16 protein-coding genes are annotated in these 20,092 nt (G+C 41.0%); 7 read left to right on the plus strand and 9 right to left on the minus strand.

Annotation, left to right across the window (positions count from 1 at the left end; all coding sequences use genetic code 11):
• Window positions 1-1,417, minus strand: a 1,417-nt coding sequence (locus tag OGM63_RS19715; RefSeq protein WP_263747376.1) for an aspartate kinase, incomplete at its 3' end; no start/stop codon positions are given.
• A 95-nt stretch (window positions 1,418-1,512) separates the two neighbouring features.
• Window positions 1,513-2,460, minus strand: coding sequence for a lysylphosphatidylglycerol synthase domain-containing protein (locus tag OGM63_RS19720; protein WP_263747361.1), 948 nt, complete (start codon window positions 2,458-2,460; stop codon window positions 1,513-1,515).
• 585 nt (window positions 2,461-3,045) lie between these two features.
• On the opposite strand from OGM63_RS19720, the gene OGM63_RS19725 reads away from it, so the two are divergent.
• From OGM63_RS19725 to OGM63_RS19740, 4 genes are all read left to right on the plus strand, one after another.
• Window positions 3,046-3,987: an alpha/beta hydrolase gene (locus OGM63_RS19725; RefSeq protein ID WP_263747362.1), complete on the plus strand. Its 942-nt coding sequence runs from the start codon at window positions 3,046-3,048 to the stop codon at window positions 3,985-3,987.
• 93 nt (window positions 3,988-4,080) lie between these two features.
• Window positions 4,081-5,013, plus strand: coding sequence for an alpha/beta hydrolase (locus tag OGM63_RS19730; protein ID WP_263747363.1), 933 nt, complete (start codon window positions 4,081-4,083; stop codon window positions 5,011-5,013).
• Window positions 5,014-5,159: 146 nt separating this feature from the next.
• Entirely contained in the window at window positions 5,160-6,830 is a 1,671-nt protein-coding gene (locus OGM63_RS19735) for a phosphatidylglycerol lysyltransferase domain-containing protein (RefSeq protein WP_263747364.1), read from the plus strand.
• Between the two features lie 527 nt (window positions 6,831-7,357).
• Window positions 7,358-9,886: a vWA domain-containing protein gene (locus tag OGM63_RS19740; RefSeq protein ID WP_263747365.1), complete on the plus strand. Its 2,529-nt coding sequence runs from the start codon at window positions 7,358-7,360 to the stop codon at window positions 9,884-9,886.
• A gap of 8 nt (window positions 9,887-9,894) precedes the next feature.
• Here OGM63_RS19740 and OGM63_RS19745 read toward each other — a convergent pair whose 3' ends face one another.
• From OGM63_RS19745 to OGM63_RS19755, 3 genes are all read right to left on the minus strand, one after another.
• The gene (locus OGM63_RS19745; protein WP_263747366.1) at window positions 9,895-10,086 is read right to left on the minus strand and encodes a zinc metalloprotease; all 192 of its coding nucleotides are present in this window, start codon (window positions 10,084-10,086) and stop codon (window positions 9,895-9,897) included.
• Window positions 10,087-10,446: 360 nt separating this feature from the next.
• Complete coding sequence (locus OGM63_RS19750; protein WP_263747367.1) at window positions 10,447-11,289, minus strand: tetratricopeptide repeat protein; 843 nt, start codon at window positions 11,287-11,289, stop codon at window positions 10,447-10,449.
• Between the two features lie 297 nt (window positions 11,290-11,586).
• Window positions 11,587-12,507 carry a ribonuclease D gene (locus OGM63_RS19755; protein WP_263747368.1) on the minus strand — a complete coding sequence of 307 codons (921 nt, stop codon included), beginning with the start codon at window positions 12,505-12,507 and terminating at the stop codon, window positions 11,587-11,589.
• 761 nt (window positions 12,508-13,268) lie between these two features.
• Between OGM63_RS19755 and serA the strand changes: the two genes are divergently transcribed.
• The gene (gene serA / locus OGM63_RS19760; protein WP_263747369.1) at window positions 13,269-14,849 is read left to right on the plus strand and encodes a phosphoglycerate dehydrogenase; all 1,581 of its coding nucleotides are present in this window, start codon (window positions 13,269-13,271) and stop codon (window positions 14,847-14,849) included.
• 211 nt (window positions 14,850-15,060) lie between these two features.
• A complete protein-coding gene (gene prmA, locus OGM63_RS19765) occupies window positions 15,061-15,981 on the plus strand; it encodes a 50S ribosomal protein L11 methyltransferase (protein WP_263747370.1) in 921 nt (306 codons plus the stop codon).
• 395 nt (window positions 15,982-16,376) lie between these two features.
• Here prmA and OGM63_RS19770 read toward each other — a convergent pair whose 3' ends face one another.
• The 4 genes from OGM63_RS19770 to OGM63_RS19785 all read right to left on the minus strand — a co-directional run bounded on the left by OGM63_RS19770 (window position 16,377) and on the right by OGM63_RS19785 (window position 19,096).
• Window positions 16,377-16,553, minus strand: a complete 177-nt coding sequence (locus OGM63_RS19770) for a hypothetical protein (protein ID WP_263747371.1) — start codon at window positions 16,551-16,553, stop codon at window positions 16,377-16,379.
• Between the two features lie 249 nt (window positions 16,554-16,802).
• Window positions 16,803-17,633: a class I SAM-dependent methyltransferase gene (locus OGM63_RS19775; RefSeq protein WP_263747372.1), complete on the minus strand. Its 831-nt coding sequence runs from the start codon at window positions 17,631-17,633 to the stop codon at window positions 16,803-16,805.
• 242 nt (window positions 17,634-17,875) lie between these two features.
• On the minus strand, window positions 17,876-18,193 hold the full coding sequence (trxA, locus tag OGM63_RS19780) for a thioredoxin (protein WP_263747373.1): 318 nt from the start codon (window positions 18,191-18,193) through the stop codon (window positions 17,876-17,878).
• 198 nt (window positions 18,194-18,391) lie between these two features.
• Window positions 18,392-19,096 (minus strand): TIGR02117 family protein, encoded by a 705-nt coding sequence (locus OGM63_RS19785; RefSeq protein ID WP_263747374.1) that lies wholly within the window; start codon window positions 19,094-19,096, stop codon window positions 18,392-18,394.
• A 90-nt stretch (window positions 19,097-19,186) separates the two neighbouring features.
• On the opposite strand from OGM63_RS19785, the gene OGM63_RS19790 reads away from it, so the two are divergent.
• Complete coding sequence (locus tag OGM63_RS19790; protein ID WP_263747375.1) at window positions 19,187-20,071, plus strand: lipid kinase; 885 nt, start codon at window positions 19,187-19,189, stop codon at window positions 20,069-20,071.
• The last annotated feature ends 21 nt before the right edge of the window (window positions 20,072-20,092 follow it).

Raw genomic sequence — 20,092 nt, forward strand, 5'->3', positions numbered from 1 at the left:
GGGGGGGGGAAAAGGGAGAGGGGGGGGACAAGAAAGAAATTCCCCCTTGTCCTCCTTGTCCCCCTTGTCCCCCTTGTCCTCCTTGTCCCCCTTGTCCCCCTTGTCCTCCTTGTCCTCCTTGTCCCCCTTGTCCTCCTAGTCTCCCTGTCCCCAAGTCATCCTCTATCTCAAACACTTCCCGGAGTGCGGCAACAGCGCGATCGCATTGTGCGGCGTCAACTACGCAACTTACTTTCACTTCGCTAGTAGATATCATCTGGATGTTCACACCGGCTTCTGCAAGGGTGATGAACATTTGAGCCGCGACGCCGGGACGTCCAATCATTCCTGCCCCGGAAATGCTGATTTTGGCGATTTGCTGCTGTACCATGACTTCGGCTTCTGTGGATGCACCATTTTGACTTCGCAGTGCTGGAGCGATCGCTGCTGCTACGGCTTCGGCACGCTTCAATATTGGTGTTGTTACGGTAAAGGCAATGTCATTTGTATTGCCTTCATGTATTGACTGAATAATCAAGTCTACATCGACATTTTGACGGGCTATTTCTCCAAATAACCGCGCTGCAACGCCTGGTTTATCTGGTACGTGCAACAAAGCTACTTTTGCTTGGTCGGTATCAAATTGAACATTATCCACCTGACGAGCTATTTCTAAATTCAGAAGCGATCGCTCTTGTGGCTTTGGGGAAGTGACCCAAGTACCCGGTTGATCTGTCCAGCTTGAGCGTACCACGAGGGGAACGCCGTAATTGCGGGCAATTTCCACAGCACGGGGATGCAGTACTTTTGCCCCTAAGCTGGCAAGTTCCAACATTTCATCTGAGGTAATTTCCTCTATCAACTGTGCCTCCGGAACTAAACGCGGATCTGTAGTTAAAATCCCTGGCACGTCTGTATAAATTTCACAAAAATCCGCCCGCAATGCTGCTGCCAAAGCTACTGCGGAAGTGTCGGAACCGCCACGTCCCAAAGTTGTAATTTCCCATGATTCCAAGCTGGATATACCTTGAAATCCAGCGACAACAACAACTTTACCTTCTTGGAGGTGGCGTTTTAGGCGATCGGTTTTGATATCCAAAATTCGGGCGCGGGTGTGTTCGGCTTCGGTAACAATTCCTACTTGAGCGCCAGTGAGAGAAATCGCCGGCTGTCCGAGTTCATCCAATGCCATACTTACCACGGCGATGGATACTTGCTCACCTGTCGAAAGTAGCATATCCATTTCCCGACGGTTGGGATTTTTCGAGATTTCGTGCGCTAGTTTCACAAGTCCATCGGTGGTTTTACCCATTGCCGAAACCACGACAACGACAGAATTTCCGGCTTTCACAGTTTTGTAGACGCGCTGTGCCACAGCTTGAATACGTTCAACTGAACCGACAGAACTGCCACCATATTTCTGAACTATAAGCGCCATAATAATAAAATAATTAATAAAGAAGCCTAAAAGGCATTGTAAATTAAACTGTGTAATTAACTTATCAGAATCAGTTGACACAGAAAAGCTAAACTTCACATTTTGTTGATGATTTTTTTTCTTGCGTACTTTAATTCATACAGCCCCAGTAAGCCTGCGGCTACTAGCAAAGGTAAGAAGTAGTAAATTGCGCGATATGCTAGTAATGAACCGAAAACTGCCGCAGGTGAAACTTTAGGGGAGAGAATCAGCAAAATTACCGTTTCAAAAACTCCTAAACCACCGGGAACGTTGCTGACAACACCAGCGAACATTGCTAACAAGTAGATTCCCAAAAAATCTAAAAACGACAAAGGTGTATTTGCGGGTAGCAGGGGATAGAGAATCGCTGCGGCTAAAATCCAGTCAAAGCTGGAAACGGCTATTTGCGCTAGGGATATTTGGAAAGAAGGAAAGCGAAACTCTTGCTGACGAATCACTAAAGGTTGTTTAATCAGAAGACTTCCCAACAAATAAGCCGCAACCAGGAGTAAGAAAATGACGCCGATGGGACGTGCTGTGGCAAAAGGGAAATGCAGTTGGGTGGGAATTTTTAGCGGGTTAGCGAGGAACATTATCCCAGCCACGGCAAACATTCCCAGCCAAAAAGTAAAATTAGCAAAAGCAATAATTTGAGCGATCGCTAGTGGCGAAACTCCCCAATTTGAGTAAAATCGATAACGAATAGCACTACCCGTCACCAAAGCAAAACCAATAGTATTGCTAAAAACAGAACTTATAAAGTTAGTAAAAGCTATCTTTTTCGCGGCAAGAGTACGATTAATATAACTAAAGCCCAAGATATCGTAGCCGATCATTACCACATAACCCAAGGCACTCAAACAAATCGCTAAACTTAAACGTTCTTTGGGAATTGCTGTTAAAGAGTTGAGGACATCATGAAAATTATACTGATGTAATTCAAAAGCGATCGCCCACAGCGAAAGCAGCAGCAGTAGCAAACCAAATAATGAACTAAAGTGGAGTCGGACTTTCTTCAGCATAAACGTAAGTATTTCCAGGTATAAGTGTTAAATAGCCGACTTATATCATGACAGGCTGATCGCACATACTGTAGAGACGTAGCACTGCTACGTCTCTACGAGGGTAGGTTTTTATTACTGTTAATTAAACGGACATCAGATTACTGCCTACATCATGACGCAGAAAAATCTATTCTTCCCCTTTTACCCTTTTTCAAGTCAGTTAGAGATTTTTTGTCAACTCATAAACCAATACCGTTCAGTTCAGCCCGAAATACGAGTGTAGAGACGCGAAATTTCGCGTCTCTACATGCCGAAATCAATACCAAAAATCCTTAACACGCCCGCGTATTGACTCATAAACAACAAATAACCAATATTTTAACAGTCGCAAACTTTCCATCCAGTTGACACAAGATTGACACATCATTTATATAAGCTTTTCCTTACAAGGAGTATTTTTCCAAAGGAAAGGCGTTGCGCGTACAAAGTCCGGATGGTGCGCGGACTAATCTGAAAAGAGGGTTTCAAATTTCAACTTGCGAGACTAATAAAAGAGTTTTAACCACTAACTACTAACAAATAACCAAATTTAATTTTAAAACTATGAACTACAAAATACCTCAAATTCTGCTGTTAATTTCCGTGCTAACTCTCGTTGGCTGTAACTCGCAAGGTGTCAAAGCACAGCCACCACTTTTACCTCCCCAACCAAGCGCTAGCGTCTTAGCTACCCCCCTAACTTACAAAATAGAAACCTACGATAGCGAAGCAATGGGTGGAAGTCGTACATATGGCGTTTCTTTACCTCCTGACTATGAACAAAACCCAAATCAACGCTATCCGGTAATTTTTCTTCTCCACGGTGGACACGGAAATCCTAATGATTGGTTTGCCAAAAAGGGAGGAGCATTAATCACCTTACAAAAATTGTATGCAGCAGACAAGTTGTCACCCAGTATTGTGATCACTCCAGATGGTAACGATAAACGTGGTTCTAGTCGCTATTGGGACCCCCAATATTTCGATGGTCCTAACGGCAAAGTTTCTACAGCGATTGGATCGGAGCTGGTAAAAGTCGTGCAAAGTCGCTACAGAACACTACCCAATCCCGATTTTTGGGCAATGGGTGGATTATCTTCTGGTGGTTGGGGTGCAGTCAATGTGGGATTGCATAACATTAATAACTTCTCGATTTTATTTAGTCATAGTGGTTATTTTCAAGATAAAAGTGGCGCAGAAAATAGCCCAATAACTTATATTAAAACCATTCCTACTCAAGCTAATAAACGTTTGCGAATTTATCTGGATGCGGGTAAATCAGATACTGAAGAACTTGATGATGCCAGAGAGTTTAATCAAGTATTAAGTCAACTGAAAATTTATAATATGTTTCGTCAGTTTCCCGGAAGTCACACTTGGGATTATTGGCAAGAACATTTGGCAGATTCTTTAACTTTTGTCGGGGAACAATTTAGAATATCGCAAATAGCACACGCTGCCGATCGCTTGGATTCTATTCCACAGAAAGATACTCAAAATCGTTAAATATTAGCGATATTATTAAAACCGTCGTAAAGACGTTACGAAAGGAACGTCTCTACAAGACATCGGCAATTTACCTGACATTATATTATTTAGATGAGCAATTTATTGAAAATATATACTGCCAAGAGGAAAATATCAAGAATTTTAGTTGGCATTACGAGTGCGATCGCAATTCTGACCGCAACTGGTTATTATTACGTTTTTATACTTGGGGCACCGCAACTAGATGCGCCAAAAGTAGAGACACCGACAAAGTTAAAATTTGAATTAGAAAGCTTTAACAGTCAAGCAATGGATACACGTCAATACGGTGTAATTTTGCCACCTGACTATCAAAAGAATCTCCACAAGCGCTATCCGGTGATATTTCTCTTACATGGGGGTCATGATGATGCCCGTGCTTATGTTGATAAATATGGTATTTTGAACGTACTTGATGAATTGTATCAAAGCGAAAAATTGCCACCTTGTATTATAATTACACCTGATGGCAATGACCTGCGTGGTTCGAGTCCTTTCTATGACCCCGATTATTATGATGGTCCTAATGGCAAAATCGGAACATTAATTGGTTTAGAATTAGTAACATTGGTCAAGTCACGCTACCGCACTTTAGAGAAACCCCAGTTTTGGGCGTTGGGAGGTCTTTCTTCTGGAGGATGGGGTGCATTTAATATTGGGTTACGCTATCTCAATAACTTTAACATTCTGTTTAGCCATAGTGGTTACTTTACCGATGACAGCGGTTCGCAAAATAGCCCCCAACAAATTGTCCAAAAGTTATCATTTAATGATAGGAAGCGATTAAGGGTGTATTTAGATGCAGGTAAGAGCGATCGCGATCTATTAGCATCTACCAAAACCTTCCACGAAACCTTAACCAAATTGGGTATCTCTCACGTATTTTATGCATTTCCAGGAGGACATGGTTTATCTGGTGCAGATGTCGGCTGGAACTACTTTCACAAACATCTCAAAGATTCGCTATCTTATGTAGGGCAACAATTCAAAGAACTTAAGAGTTAATAAGCAAAAAATTTCTAACTCTGTACAGACGTTCCGTTGGAACGTCTCTACCGCTTTTTTTGTACAGACGTTCCAACGGAACGTCTCTACCGCACCTCCCGTAGAGACGTTCCGAACGTCTCTACCCAATTCCTAACTTTTGACTAATGACTAATAACTTAAAAACTCGGATTGGACTTTGGAGTGCAGCTTTCCTGACAGCACTAGTCGGAGTTGTGAACTTGCTGTCAGCAGTCACACCGAACATACACGAGCGAAATCACTGGTTAAAGGCATTTTTCCCCTTTGAAATTCGTGCCAGTGGTCATATATTTGCAGCACTGACTGGGTTTGTTTTGCTAACACTTGCTACTAATTTATTAAGAAGAAAAAAAATTGCTTGGTTGCTTACCGTTGGTTTATTAGTGATTTCTATTCTCAGTCATTTGCTGAAAGGACTTGACTACGAAGAAAGTTTACTTTCGGGAGTTTTGTTATTACAATTGCTTTTAATGCGCCATGTATTTACAGCAAAATCAGACCGTCCTTCGATTGCGCGAGGAGTTAGAGTATTAATCGGTGCTTTGCTGTTTACTGTGGCATATGGAACTATTGGATTTTATTTATTAGACGGCAAATTTTCGGAGAATTTTAATTGGGGTGAAGCCATACTTCAGACTTTGGCAATGTTCTTTACAGAAGATAATTGGGGATTGCAACCCAAGACGCACTTCGGAGAATTTTTTGCCAATTCTATATATATCATTGCGGCGGGGACTTTTACGGTTGCACTAGTGATGCTATTGCAACCCGTATTTATGCGTAATCCGGCTATCCCCAGCGAACGGCAACGAGCTAGAGATATTGTGGAAAAGTATGGATGCTCTTCTTTAGCAGCATTTGGATTATTAAGTGATAAAAGTTACTATTTTAGTCCTTCAGGTCGCAGTGTAATTGCTTACGTTCCTAAAGGACGAGGTGCGATCGCTTTAGGAGATCCCATCGGACCAACTGAAGACAGAAAAGAGGTTTTGGTTAGCTTTCAGCAGTTTTGCGAACGTAACGACTGGTATCCCGCTTTTTACCAAACTTTGCCGGATAATATAGATTACTACAAGTCTTTGGGGTTTCGAGTGCTGAAGATTGGCGAAGAAGCGATCGTTGACTTGAAAACTTTTACTTTACAAGGGAAAGCAGGTAAAAACTTCAGACCAACACTAAATCGCTTAACCAAAGAAGGATATGAAGTTAAATTTTACCAACCACCCATTTCTAAAGATTTGTTGCGTCAGCTAAAAGTAGTCAGCGATGAGTGGTTACAAATGGCTCAAGGTTCAGAAAAGCACTTCTCTCTGGGTTGGTTTGACGAAGATTATCTGCAAGAGTGTGAAATCGCTGTAGTACACACCCCCAAAGGTGAAATTAGCGCTTTTACTAACATTGTCTCAGAGTATCAGCTTAACGAAGTCACTAATGATATGATGCGACACCGCAAGTCTATCGAGAACGGCACGATGGACTTTCTATTTATTAGTATGTTGCAGCATTTCCAAGAACAGGGCTACGACAGCTTTAATTTTGGTCTTTCTGCTTTGGCTGGGGTTGGTGATAGTAAGGAATCGCGCAAATTAGAGAGGGTATTGCACTATCTTTACGAGCATTTAAATCGATTTTACAACTTCCAAGGGTTGCACGCATATAAAGAAAAGTTTCGCCCGCGTTGGGAACCACGCTATTTGGTGTACCCCAGTTTAACAGCTTTACCTGATGTAGTTGTGGCTTTGATTCGCGCTGATTCAGGCGATCGCCTCCTCGATTATTTCAGACCAGGCGCCTAAATAGTGCTGAGTTAAAAATGATATCTCCCAAGAAACCCGCTTTGTCAGACAAAGCGGGTTTCTTAGTCCACCCCGACTTGACATTTTACTAGTACGTTAGTACTATAAATATATCAACATTCGATAAGTGGGTAACGCAAACATGTAAAGCGATGCCTAAATAGACATCTCCAGAAAACAATGTAGAGACTTCGTATTTCGCGTCTCTACAAGGGTTGTGGACAACGCATATTTAATTTTCGGAGAGGTTTAAGGGTTCTGGACAACGCATAGTTCATTTCTGGAGATGTCTAATGTTGTCAGAGATAAATTCACATCCAGCACTCTTTGTCAACGCAAACATCACCACACAATCACTTTCTTTAGTGTGCCATTTGAGCATTGAACTAGCGTAACTTTTGATGCACAGTATTTTGCATGTTTACCCTCAAAATTTAAAGGTTTCAAGAAGGTTTTATTGATGAATGTGATGCTTCAAAACAGTAGAGTAACATTGATTTTTAACCATTACCGGGGAAGGTAGAAATATGGCGAAGAAAGCAGCGAAAAACACAGTTGTAAATTCAAAAAATAGCATCAGCAAATCTACCAATAATCACCGAACAAGATTCACGCTTTATAACTTAGCTGGCAAGGAAAAAGCATACTATTTAGTAGATAAAGTAAATCTGCAAATCAATGCTGAAATTAGCGAGAAAGCCGTAGCCCATAGTATTATCATCATCGACCGATCCGGCTCGATGTCTTATGATATTGCGGCTTTGAAAGACACTTTAATCAAGCTTTTAACGCTGGATGAATACATTAACTTTCAGCTAGTTATCACCTTGATATCTTATTCTTCCAAAAAGGACGTAACGTGTCACTTCCAGCGCGTTCCCATTCAAGAAGTGATGAAACAAAATTCGCCTTATTTAGAAGAAATAAAAAAAATTACCGCTACTTATCTTACCTGCATATCTCAAGGGATGCAGATGGCAAAATCGCTGATTAAAAAAGAAGAACTTACCGCTATAACTTTGCACAGTGACGGTTATGCAAATGATAGCAGCCCTAGTGCAGAAGCTAAAGCGCTCTTAGAGATATGCGAAGAACTCAAAAGCATGGATGTTTTTGTCAATACCATCGCTTATTCCAATGCTTCTGACTTTAAATTGTTGTCGAAAATTGCCAACACTGTCTCAGGTGTTTGTATTAAAGCTGGTGATGTCAAAGAAGTTTATAACGCGATTTACAGCACTTCAAAACTGTTAGGTGGTGCAGTTGCACCAGCGATGGAAGAAACTTTAGCTGCTGATTATAGTTATCAAGTTTTCTTTTCTAGAAGTGCAAATAAAATTAATGGTACAAATCAGACGTTAAAAATCTTTGGAATTAAGCCAGAAGATGACGGAGTTATCTATAAATATAAGCAGATTTCTCAAGATGCTTACGAACAACTTAAAGATGTGGCGATCGCACAAAATGATGAGTCTGTGTATGTATTTGCCAAGGCTAATTTAGCTGAGGGTAATTTGAATACAGCCAAGTATGCGATCGCTAGCACTTTTAATGCTACTTTAACAGAAAGACATGCCAAAGCCCTGACCAATCAAGAAATCGCTAACTTTGCCCAAGATATCGAAATTGCCCTCTTTTATCCTAATATATTGCACGAGCATGAAATTCTGGATAAAGTCAAAGTAAATAATCGAATTTCCCTGCTAGAACTGATTAAAATCTTTGAAGAATATCGCAGCAACATCATCATCAATCTCAAACACCTGCAAGACAATTATCAAAGAAAAGGTATCAAACGGGTAAATGGTGTTAGAGATGAAAATGGCAATCTTGTCAAGCCTTGGCTAACAACAGAATATATAGATATTGGTGAATATGTTGGGATGGGTGGATTTGAAATTAACCACAACACCGCTACTATCAATATGCTTGTGAGTCGCAAAGTCAAGCTTGTCAAATCTGATGACAAAACCCCGATTATTGAAGTTGCAGGTTTGCTGGTAAATGATTTAGCTGCCTTTAATAATTATACAATTGTCAGTGATGGCGAAGTAAATGTGAAGTCACTCAAAGTCAAAATCAGCAATAAAAAAGCTTTTGACTTGCTTAAAAAAGCAGGGATACTGGAAACTGATAAATTTGACTTCAAGAGTGAGTATACCATCAACCTAGAGAATTTACCTTTAGTCTCTTTTGATGAACGTTACAGCAGCATTGATGATTTGTTCTATGAATTAGCACAAATTAAAGTACTTTGTAGTATTCTTTCCGCGCATTTGAAAGAAGAGTCAGATGTATTTTTACCAGAACAATTGGATGAGTTAAAAAAGCACTATCTCTCCAAAAATCTTTACATCAACTTCCCGACAACCAACGAATACACCGACATCCAAGAAGCTGTAGCTAACGGTACTGTTGACTTACGAGTAAGCTATAAGATTGATATTGGTAGCAAAGACATACTCAATTTCGGCAAGTTGCATTCCGCAAATAAATTCCTTGATAGGATGTATCAGGTTTATGACAAAGAAACCGGAGAGATTTTCGTCAAACCGACTTTTGAAATGGCTTTAAATGAAAATATCGCTTTTCGTCACAAGCAATTATCATCCCGCACGAAAATTACGAGAGTCGATGACTTGATGAAGTTGATTTTTGATGACTTTCTCGGACTTGAGGATAATCAAATAGTTGCAGCTATTTTGTCAAAAATTGGTGCTGATAGCTTGATACGGGTCTTACATAATCCTGTTAGTAAAGAGGAAACAATTACAGCTTTTACGGCAGCGAATAAGAAGCTAGAGAAGTATGCAGAGAAAATCTACCGCGAGAAAATTTCTCCCTTAGTATTTTACATCGGTTCTACAGGACTTTTGCCAGATGAAATGTCAGCGAAAGCTATGACTGCGGAAGAACTAGCATTGTTATACCCCAATTTGCAGTTTTCTGCATATGAGCAGGAAGGCACATTTTTTGAAGTTGGTGAAAGCATTATTAGTGTGTACGCTCAGACTGAGTATTACAGCAAAAAGATTACTGTTGGTGTGGAAGAGTAATTACTCCCTTACTGCTGTCCGGCTGCGGATACTATAATATTGCCTAGCTTTGCAGAGCGAAACTTTGAGGGATTGACGGGCATTTGTCCCCAAGCAATACCAGCAATGCAAAGAAAAATTATTGACTCCCAGCCCATGTGAACTACAGGATTAAGAGTAAGATGACCAGTTCTTTGGGGAGTATCATCACCCTGACTCATCGCAGTCCATCCATGAGCAAGTTCATGCAAGGTGATAGAAAATATGATAATTACAACGATTCTAAAGAAATGTATCGGATCGGTGATTAATGTTTAGGAGTTAGGAGTTAGGAGTTAGGAGTTAGGAGTTAGGAGTTGGGAGTTAGGAGTTGGGAGTTGGGAGTTAGGAGTTTGGAGTTTGGAGTTGGGAGTTTGGAGTTGGGAGTTGGGAGTTGGGAGTTAGGAGTTGCGAGGAGCGGAATTAACAACTTTTATTTACTACATGCCTCATCACTCATAACTTCTTAGTATAGGCTGGGTAACTTTACCGCTACTTTCTTTAACTCCTAACTCTTAACTCATAACTCCTAACTTTTTTACCTATTGCCCCAATTCTTTGAGATTGTTCATGACTTCTTGGTATAATTCTTTGTTGTTTTCTCGCTCAAAAATAGTTGCAGCGCGTTGCAAGTCGGCTTTTGCTCCTTGTTTGTCGTTGTTGGCAGCGCGGGCGTTGCCTCGGTTGTTGTATGCTGGGGCAAAGTTAGGATTGAGGCGAATGGCTTCGTTATAATCAGCGATCGCTGCTTGAGGATCTCCGTTGGCAGCGCGGGCGTTACCCCGGTTATTGTAGGCTATGGTATATTTAGAATCAAGGAGAATCGCTTGATCGAAATCATCAATGGCTCCGTTTATGTCTTTCATGGCTGAACGAGCGTTTCCCCGGTTATTGTAAGCTTCAGCATAGTTAGGATTAATGCGGATCGCTTCGGTGTAATCGGCGATCGCGTTGTTGCTGTCTCCATTTGAAGCACGAGCATTTCCTCGGTTATTATACGGTTCGGCAAAGTTGGGATTGATACGAATGGCTTCGTTATAATCGGCGATCGCTCCCTGTTTATTGCCCACATCTAAATAAGCAAGTCCTCGGCTATTATAAGCCTCAGCATAGTTAGGATTCAGGTTAATCGCTTGGGTATAAGCTGCGATCGCTGCTTGGGAGTCTCCTTTTACATGCTGACTTTGCCCTTGAATATAAAAGTCCCCAGCTTTCGATGCTGTACCAATTCGACGGTTTGGAGGACTCACTTTTATTTCTGTTACCAATACACTTTTGTTGTTACCGCAGGAAATAATTGCAGTTACGATAAATGCACTAAGCATAGTGATGGCAAATGCTTTTCCAACCCCTGTCCACTTTTGTTCAAATAACCACACTCTCATAATTTACTACAAACCGCGATTACGCCTGGATTAAATTAGTACCAAAATTTAATTACTGCAACTAAAAAATAATACTAACTTTTGCATGAAGTGCAAAGTCAATTGACAGGCTTTCCTCATATTCCATAGCTTTGATTAACGGTTATCCAAACTTTTTCGTTCCCTCTTTTCTTCACTTTTCATCAAAAGGGTATTTTATGTAGTTAGTATCAGTGTTTCATGTTTTTGGTTATACGGAATTTTGGTTTATTTATGACAAAAAAATTGTGATTTCTGGCAATTATCGACAAATATTATTTATTCCTTGTCAATATCATCCGTTTCAATTTTAGGAGTTAATCGCCATAAAGTTGTTTTTTCGGTATCTACAGACAATTGTTCGATATTTTCTCCTAAATCCGTCTTTAGTTTCTTCGTCACTGTAATCGGAAAATCTAAATTAATCCCTTCGGTTTCTACTAGCCTTGCCAATTCTCTAAACGTTACTTTGACTGTTTCCCGTTCGTAGCTAGTAAGTTTAAAATCTGAGGTTTCCGATACATTCTGAGCTTGCATGGCTTGTTTAACTCGTTCTTGCAGATGTTCTAACTCGGAATTTACCAGTTTAGATTGTTGTTGAACCTGCTGATATCTAGCTGCGAGTGATGTTAAATCTTCTGTTGCTGGGTTAGGGTTTATTTCTTTATTTAATTCTATCAAACGTTGGTGGACTTGAGCCAGATAAATACAGTCTAGACAAGCATATTCTATTTGCTCTTCGCTGAGGGGTCGTTTGCCCCAATTGCTACTTTGTTCTTGTTTATCAATATTGTTAAAGTTACAAAGTTCCAGAGCTAAAGTTTTTAGTTGATAGTTGGACAATGGCAATATATAGTAGGGAATTGTTTTTGCCATTTCTAAAGTACAAGTAATGTTTTTAGCTTTTTTGTTACCAAGAAGTTTTAAATCATAGCTAGCATTGTGAAAGACTTTTTCAATAGAAGGATTTAGCATAATTTGGCTAATAAAGTCAGCGATGATATCGGGTTGATCTAATACATCCAAAAGATAAACGCGATCGCCACTCATATCTTTGGCATCATCTAATACCTGAATCAGCGATAATCTCGGATTTTTACTTTTATAATCAGCTACTTCTGTATCTATCCATAAAGTTGGGCTATTGGTATATTCAGCAACAAGAGAACGGATTTCACCGACTGATGTCAAGTAAGGCATTAGCTAGTATTTCACTCTAAATAAATCTTTTTAACTAATTCCTTAAATAGTAGCTTTACAGCCTTGGCACTAATGTGCGATCGCTTCAAAGCGAGCTTCGTGATAAAGCACTAATCGCACTCTCAATTCTTTTGTGGACATTTCTGCACTCATTACTTTCATTTACAAATCTCCAAGTTCCATACTGAAAGTATTCTCTTTCACTTTTATACTACACGACGACTTTGGCTATGAGCCTGAGATTAAAATCTCAGGTGGGTAATGACTAAAGTCCTTATAATCGTTGCTATGAGCGAGAAGATCGCTCACTACGAAGGTATATTTGTTGATATTTACCTACGTAGACAATTCTGCATTCATTACTTTCATTTCTCTTCCTCTGGCTATGAGCGTTTTCTGGTCTGTGCGGTTCGTCAACAAATATACCCCTCATAACCCCAGTTCGTTCCGCACTCTTTGCGGTACTCCCCATTGCCCCAATCCCACAAAACTAAGAAATGTTTATAAATATATAAATATTACATATAGAATTTGGCGCTATTAATCGTTTATACTCACCCACAGGGTTGCAAATCGCCAATCGTCAGAATAGGAGGCACGCACCACATCATCCTTTACCCAACGCTCTCAAAACCATCATCACGAGAGGTAAGTAAAGCCTTGGTTGATGTGAAACGAATAATTTTTGCTCAATGGCGACGCATAAATATTAAACTTAAAAGTCTTGTGCAGCGATATCTCTAGCTATAAAATCAGCAATCATGTCTAAGGTTCTTGTCTCCGATCCAATTGACCAAGCTGGGATTGACATTCTCTCCCAAGTTGCCACTGTCGATGTTAAAACAAATCTCAAACCAGCGGAACTGATAGAAATCATTGGTGAATATGATGCGCTGATGATTCGTTCTGGCACTCAAGTTAGCAAAGAAATCATCGAAGCGGGCACGCAATTAAAAATTATCGGTCGTGCTGGTGTCGGTGTCGATAATGTCGATGTTCCCGCAGCCACGCGCCAAGGTATAGTCGTTGTTAACTCTCCTGAGGGTAACACGATCGCCGCCGCCGAACACGCCCTGGCAATGATGTTATCTTTATCTCGCTACATCCCCGATGCTAATGCTTCTGTCAAACGCAATGAGTGGGATCGCAAAACTTTCGTGGGTGCAGAAGTATACAAAAAAACTCTGGGTATTGTCGGCTTAGGGAAAATCGGTTCTCATGTAGCTGGTGTTGCCAGAGCAATGGGAATGAGATTGTTAGCTTTTGACCCTTTCATTTCCACAGAACGAGCCGAGCAAATAGGCTGTCAATTAGTCGATTTGGATTTGCTATTGCAGCAAGCTGATTATATCACGTTACACATCCCCAAAACTCCGGAAACTACCCATTTAATCAACGCCGAGAGATTGGCGAAAATGAAACCAAATGCCAGGATAATTAACTGCGCTCGTGGTGGCATCATAGATGAAGACGCTTTAGCAGCCGCGCTTTCTGAAGGTAAAATAGCCGGGGCAGCTTTGGATGTTTACGAATCTGAACCTCTGGGAGAATCTAAGTTGCGATCGCTTGGGAAAGAAGTTATCCTCACTCCTCATTTAGGCGCCTCCACCACCGAAGCACAAGTAAATGTGGCAATCGATGTTGCCGAACAAATTCGCGATGTCCTTTTAGGACTAGCAGCACGTTCAGCAGTAAATATTCCCGGACTTAATCCCGATGTCTTGGAAGAACTTAAACCCTACATGCAACTCGCAGAAACCTTAGGTAGACTAGTCGGACAGCTAGCCGGCGGACGAGTAGAATTACTGAACGTGCGGTTACAAGGAGAACTCGCAACCAACAAAAGTCAGCCTTTAGTTGTCGCTGCCCTCAAAGGACTACTTTACCAAGCTCTACGCGAACGTGTAAACTACGTTAATGCCACTATCGAAGCAAAAGAACGCGGAATTCGCGTCATTGAAACGCGGGATGCTTCAGTTAAAGACTATGCAGGTTCCCTGCATCTCGAAGCCACAGGTTCTTTGGGTACTCATTCTGTAACCGGTGCTTTGTTAGGTGACGGAGAAATCTACCTTACCAATATTGATGGCTTCCCGATTAGCGTCCCCCCCAGCCAATATATGGTATTCACCTTACACCGTGATATGCCGGGAATTATCGGTAAACTCGGTTCCCTACTCGGCAGTTTTAATGTCAATATTGCCAGTATGCAAGTAGGTAGAAAAATCGTTCGTGGTGATGCTGTGATGGCACTCAGCATCGATGACCCCTTACCCGATGGCATTTTGACTGAAATTATCAAAGTGCCGGGAATTAGGGATGCGTACACGGTAACACTTTAAAGAGTTAGAAGTTAGAAGTTAGGAGTTAGGAGTTAGGAGTTAAGAGTGAGGAATGAAGAGTTAAAAATTAATAGTAAAGAATTTTTTATTTTTAACTCCTAACTCCTCACTCCTAACTTCTAACTTTCCACTTTCCACTCCCAACTCCTAACTCCTCACTCCTAACTTCGCTCCTTCTAACTTCGCTCCTTCTAACTTCTAACTTTCTCTTGTGGCAAACACCTGGTGGGAATTACAAATTCTGTGTGAACCAGACCTAGAAGAATCTATCTTTTGGCGTTTGGAAAGTTTTGGCTGTCGTGGTACTGCAAGTGAAACAAAAGCAAATTCTTGTTTTGTACGGGGTTACTTGCCCCAATTTCAAGCGCAGTTACTAGATTTGGCAGCATTGTCATTATGGCTGCGTCAAGATGCTTTGTGTGTCGGATTGTCTGCACCAACTTTGCACTGGCAGATAATTGATGAAGAAGATTGGTCAAGTAGTTGGAAACAACATTGGCAACCCCAAGAAATAGGCGATCGCTTTCTCATCAATCCCGCTTGGCTACCTTTACCACTTTTAGGCGATCGGCTGGTAATTAAGTTAGACCCAGGTGTTGCTTTTGGCACAGGCAACCATGCCACAACTCAGTTGTGTTTAGAATCCTTAGAAATGCGTTTTGCTGAAGTACCACCATCTTTCGCAGATGTAAACGCCCAAAAACACGATGTGGTAATTGCAGATATCGGCTGCGGTTCTGGTATCCTTTCCATAGGGGCACTGCTTCTGGGAGCAAAAAAAGCTTATGCCGTAGATACCGACCCTTTGGCAGTACAATCAACTAACAGCAATTGCATCCTCAACGATATTAATGCCGAAAAGGTGGTGACAGCACAGGGAAGCGTAGATGTTTTAGTGAAACTGCTAGAAAAGCCCGTTGATGGAATTGTCTGCAATATTTTAGCCGATGTGATTATCGAATTAGTACCACAAATGAGTGCGATCGCCAAAACGACCACTTGGGGTATCTTCAGTGGTATTCTATTAGAACAATCGAAATCAGTTGCTGATGCCTTAGAAAAAAACGGTTGGGTAGTTGCTACCTTGTGGCGCCGTAAAGAATGGTGTTGCTTGAATGTGCGGCGATCGTAAGTCAGCAGAAGCGGTAGAGATGCCTCTGAGTGGAACGTCTGTCTGTACGGAAGAGCGCAGAATAGCGACGAGAGATTTTGGGAACATTTAATTCGTGATGAGGAAGATTTTCAAGCGCATTATAATTATATTCATTACAATCCCGTCAAACATGGTTTGTGTGCTTCTCCCAAAGATTGGAAATTTTCAAGTTTTCATCGATTTGTAAAAAAAGGAATTTATCCCTTATATTGGGGAGTAAACCAGGTTCCCAACATACCAAGAGCGATCGCAGATGAACAATTCGAGTAAAAATCTTGTAGGGTGCCCTTAGCGAAGCATAACGCACCATTGATATTATTTGTAGCGATCGCCTGAAGGTGCGTGACGGCAAATTAGAGTTATTTCGTTACGCTTCATAATTTAGCGATTTGTAATACTTTTGCGTTGGGGTTGCGCTTGAGGTGCTTAACTACGCATTGGGGATGGTTGGGTAAATCGATGTCTTCGGCTAAATATGTGTCCCCAAATCCACCGCTTGCCAGAGTTTTGCTGATTTTGTATCGGTTGCGAAGTATTTGACCGATATGCATAGATTTACTTAAGTTGCGCGTTGATTGGTTTTATTTTCCCATATTCGCCATAAATTATATATTAGATATCTCCAGAAAAGACGTAGAGACGTTCCACATGCTTCGTCTCTACAAAAGCAAATAAAACCCATCGTTCTTGATAAACTATATAGCGCTTCTCGGTTGTGTGCAATACGCGGTGTAGAGACTATTCTGTGCTACGTCTCTACATTTATTTTTTGAACATGTATGTGATTCAAATGAGAACCGCTATATTCTTCGGGCAATATGAAAACCTGAGAGAAATGAAACCTCAACACTCTCACCACATTTTTTATCTAACGCTTCCTTCAAATCTGCAAACAAAGAATCCCGCTTCTGTGGTTCTAATGCGATATACGGTGAATAAGTACTTAAAAGCGTCAAATAATCATCAACGCTATAGCTGACTTCACAAACCAACTCTTCAGAGACTAAATTGTGGAAGCGACCTGAGTCAATAGCAAACTTTCCAAAGCTTCTAAAATTCTTTTCCTGAGTTTCTCTGGTTTCATATTGCCCTAAAGATGGAGCATGTATCTGATAAACCTGATGCAAAACCTGGTACACTTCGTAATTAGGTTGAACTTGCATATTCAACATCAAAATCAGAGAACCGTTGTCTTTTAATGCATCAGCAGCTTTCGGATAGCCAATCTCTGCGGGAATCCAATGAAAAGCACTCGCTGAAAGCACCGCATTAAATTTCGCCGGTTCTAACTCCCACTCCTCAAATGTGGTATTCTTAACTTCTACGTTTGAATACTGAGAACAGTTTTGTCGTGCTAACTCGCAAGCTGCTAAACTTGGCTCAATGCAGATCATTGAAAAACCCAATTCAGCAAACGATGTAGTTGCAGTTCCCGGACCACATCCCACCTCAAGAATAATTGCCTCTTGATCAAGTTCAGCTAATTCTACAACACGAGAAACAAGCTGCATCGGATAGCGTGGTCTTGCCCGGTTGTAAGCATCTGCTACCTCACTGTACCAACTTCTTCTTTCTTCGACAGTGTAACTATTTCCGTTATTAAACCAAGTTATTTTATCTTCGGATTCCATAGAGTGCGTTCACGAAGTGACTCTGAAAGAGTATCGCTATGAGCGGTCAATTTAGCAGCCTAACTATCAGAGCAGTGCATTCTTATACAATTGTATGGGTAATAGGTAAAAAGCAATATTACCAATTACCCATAATATCATGTCCGTTTAATCAACACTAATAAAAATATCGCAACCGTCGTCGAGACGTTGCGATGGAACGTCTCGACAATATGCATGATTTGTCGGGCATGATATAATTCTTAAATCAGCGTTTGTAGATGCTGAACTAATTGCGGTGCGCCCATTGCACCCTCAATGCGATCGACAGGCTGACCCTGTTTAAATAATACTAACGTCGGTAGAGCCGAAATTTCGTAGGCAGTGGCTAACTCCGGGTATTTTTCAGTATCAATTTTGACAATTTTCATCTTTCCGGTGAGTTGAGCATTGACTTGCTCTAAAATCGGCACCATCATTTGACACGGACCGCACCAGTCAGCATAAAAATCTACCAACACCGGTAAATCAGAACCTGACAGCATCTCTTCAAAGCTACTGAATTGTTTTTTCGTTGACATATAACACACCAGTTTTTACTGTTTGATTTTAATGGTAGTTCTTGCCCATTGAAATCGGTGTAACATCTTTTTGCTTTTATTGCTGCTTGAGGAGTGCATTAGACTTCTTGCACTTGTTGGCTTTTTTCCTGCCAGAGCCTTGTAACGAGAGATGATAAAGCATCAGGCTTTTGTCTACGTCAGCCAAAAAATACATAATTATTTACAGTTGCTTTTTAAATGCAACATAATTGCAGATGAAAGTCCACTCAAAAGAGGAGTACTTATATCAGCCTTTCTTAAACCTTCGGCTGTCCAAGAGTTACAATTTCTTAATATCGAGTAACTGCCTTTTGCCGCATAAAATCCAGCATTATCAGTATAACCATTACCTAAACGAATTTGCCTGCCATTGGCATCAATTTGAAAACTAGATTCAATAAACTTCGTTAATTGCCAATAATCGTTTTGATTAATTTTAATACATTTCACCTCTAGATCGTTGGGTATTATTTGGTAGCCTTTAACGTACATGACAGAAGGAGTGGGAAGAAATAGCGCAATCAATGTAGTAGAAAGTTTGAGATTTGCCAAAGAAGGAGTTGACATATAAAAATCGCGATCGCCCCAACCGAAACTTAAATAATTATAATTTTTAGCACGATCTATACCAATTTCATCTATAGATAAATATTGATGCCAATCAAAAATTCGATTTTCAGTTGGCACGATAATATTAGAGTGAATACCAGTATTAGAAACACAAACTTTTATTTCGCAATTATTTTTTGAGTGATTACCCCATTTAGCAGGTATCAAAAGACCGCAGCATAGGAAAGTTAAACTAAAAAAAATAGCAGCGAAACAACGAGTAAAATAACGGTATAATAAGCGTGGTAAACTCAAATTTTTCATATATTTCATAATAGCCCCAGCACGGTTTGAGAGAAAATTTAAACCAGGGAAATGGGAAAAGTGGATAATTCTAGATATAAACTACAAAGGATTAAACAGATGGGTACCCGCGCACTGCTGTTAGTAAATCCTCACGCCCGTCAAGGACAAAATAGTCTGTCCGAAGCAATCAATTACCTGAAACAACTGGGTTTTGATTTGCTAGAGGAGTCTACAGAAAATGCCGAGCAAATACCGTCCGTTATCGAACGTCATCAACATGAAGTTGACTTGGCGATCGTTGGTGGTGGAGATGGCACCTTAAATGCGGCAGTAGATGCTTTAGTAACTAGCCAGTTGCCTTTGGGAATCTTGCCTTTGGGAACTGCCAACGACTTAGCAAGAACTTTAGGAATTCCCAACTCTCTAACCAAAGCTTGTGATATTATCGCTCATGGTGAAGTGCGACGCATCGATTTGGGGTGTGTGAACGGCAAGTACTTTTTCAACGTTGCGAGTCTGGGGCTGAGTGTAAAAATTACCCAGCGACTTACCAAAGAAGCCAAGCGTCGATGGGGAGTGTTTGCTTACGCTGCTACCGCATTGCAAGTAATTTGGGAATCTCGACCTTTTAGTGCAGAAATTCGTTTCAACGGCGAATCGGTCAAGGTGAAAACAGTGCAAATTGCTGTGGGTAACGGTCGTTATTACGGTGGTGGAATGGCGGTGGCTCATGATGCGTCAATCGAAGATCAAAGGCTAGACCTCTACAGTTTAGAGATTAAGCATTGGTGGGAAATTATTCCTTTATTGCCCGGTATGCGACAAGGACGACACACTAATTCGGGGAATGTCCGCACCCTGAATGGTCAAGAAATTGAAGTGTATACCCGCAAGCCGCGTCCCATCAATACCGATGGTGAAATCACAACTTACACCCCTGCCCACTTCCGCGTTATCCCTCAAGCATTGTCTGTTTTCGTGTCGCCGAGGAAAGAGTTATGAGGATGGGGACAAGGGGGAGAG

The sequence above is a fragment of the Plectonema radiosum NIES-515 genome (assembly GCF_025753815.1).
Taxonomy (GTDB): domain Bacteria; phylum Cyanobacteriota; class Cyanobacteriia; order Cyanobacteriales; family Nostocaceae; genus Hassallia; species Hassallia radiosum_A.

Coding starts and splice junctions, on each gene's coding strand:
- OGM63_RS19720 (WP_263747361.1), bottom strand. CDS start 2,460: ATGCTGAAGAAAGTCCGACTCCACTTTAGTTCATTATTTGGTTTGCTA.
- OGM63_RS19725 (WP_263747362.1), top strand. CDS start 3,046: ATGAACTACAAAATACCTCAAATTCTGCTGTTAATTTCCGTGCTAACT.
- OGM63_RS19730 (WP_263747363.1), top strand. CDS start 4,081: ATGAGCAATTTATTGAAAATATATACTGCCAAGAGGAAAATATCAAGA.
- OGM63_RS19735 (WP_263747364.1), top strand. CDS start 5,160: ATGACTAATAACTTAAAAACTCGGATTGGACTTTGGAGTGCAGCTTTC.
- OGM63_RS19740 (WP_263747365.1), top strand. CDS start 7,358: ATGGCGAAGAAAGCAGCGAAAAACACAGTTGTAAATTCAAAAAATAGC.
- OGM63_RS19745 (WP_263747366.1), bottom strand. CDS start 10,086: ATGAGTCAGGGTGATGATACTCCCCAAAGAACTGGTCATCTTACTCTT.
- OGM63_RS19750 (WP_263747367.1), bottom strand. CDS start 11,289: ATGAGAGTGTGGTTATTTGAACAAAAGTGGACAGGGGTTGGAAAAGCA.
- OGM63_RS19755 (WP_263747368.1), bottom strand. CDS start 12,507: ATGCCTTACTTGACATCAGTCGGTGAAATCCGTTCTCTTGTTGCTGAA.
- serA (WP_263747369.1), top strand. CDS start 13,269: ATGTCTAAGGTTCTTGTCTCCGATCCAATTGACCAAGCTGGGATTGAC.
- OGM63_RS19770 (WP_263747371.1), bottom strand. CDS start 16,553: ATGCATATCGGTCAAATACTTCGCAACCGATACAAAATCAGCAAAACT.
- OGM63_RS19775 (WP_263747372.1), bottom strand. CDS start 17,633: ATGGAATCCGAAGATAAAATAACTTGGTTTAATAACGGAAATAGTTAC.
- trxA (WP_263747373.1), bottom strand. CDS start 18,193: ATGTCAACGAAAAAACAATTCAGTAGCTTTGAAGAGATGCTGTCAGGT.
- OGM63_RS19785 (WP_263747374.1), bottom strand. CDS start 19,096: ATGAAATATATGAAAAATTTGAGTTTACCACGCTTATTATACCGTTAT.
- OGM63_RS19790 (WP_263747375.1), top strand. CDS start 19,187: ATGGGTACCCGCGCACTGCTGTTAGTAAATCCTCACGCCCGTCAAGGA.